Here is a 745-nt window from a genome sequence, read left to right on the forward strand (position 1 = left end):
AATACGACTTCTGAGGTAGCCGTACAAGCAGCAGTTCAAGAAGTTAAACCAATCGAAGGTACAATTAAAAATGTAAACCAAGAAAACGGTACCTACGATGTTGTTGTAAAAGTGAATGAAAATGTGCAGTCAGGTATTAAACAAGTATTGGTTCCAATCTGGTCAGATGCACAACAAAAAGATATCAAATGGTATGAAGCAAAATTACAAGCTGATGGTACATGGATTGTTCATATGAATATTGCTAATCATCAGTATCATCGCGGAGTATATACAACACATGTATATGTTCAAGCCAATGATGGGTCGTCTAAGGGATTAAATTTAGGTAAAACTAATATTGCAGAAGTTAAGACACAGTTATCTGCAGAAATTAAGAATATCGATACTGTAAACGGTTCTTATGATGTGGTTGTAAGAGGTGTTAGTGGCTCTGGTATCCATCACGTAAGAGTACCAATTTGGTCTACAAAAAATCAAAGTGATATTAAGTGGTATGATGCAGTTAAACAAGCAGATGGTAGTTATCTTGTGCATATGAGTATCTCCAATCACAAAAATCATCGTGGATCTTATTATACACATGTTTATATGTATAATAATGATCATACTGGAAAAGCAATTGCATTAAGTAATACAAACTTACCAGACATCAATACGAAATTAGAAGCCGAAATCAAAAATGTAAATGTTCAAAATGGTAGTTATGATGTAGTGGTGAATGGACAAATTAGTTCAGGAATCA

General features: G+C 33.8%; 1 protein-coding gene. It reads left to right on the forward strand.

Features of this window, described 5'->3' with window-relative positions:
- A partial coding sequence (locus ACTQZM_RS11895; RefSeq protein WP_441653887.1) for a GBS Bsp-like repeat-containing protein occupies positions 1 to 745 on the forward strand: 745 nt, incomplete at both ends.

It is taken from the genome of Enterococcus cecorum (assembly GCF_052119425.1).
In the GTDB taxonomy this organism is placed as follows: domain Bacteria; phylum Bacillota; class Bacilli; order Lactobacillales; family Enterococcaceae; genus Enterococcus_E; species Enterococcus_E cecorum_C.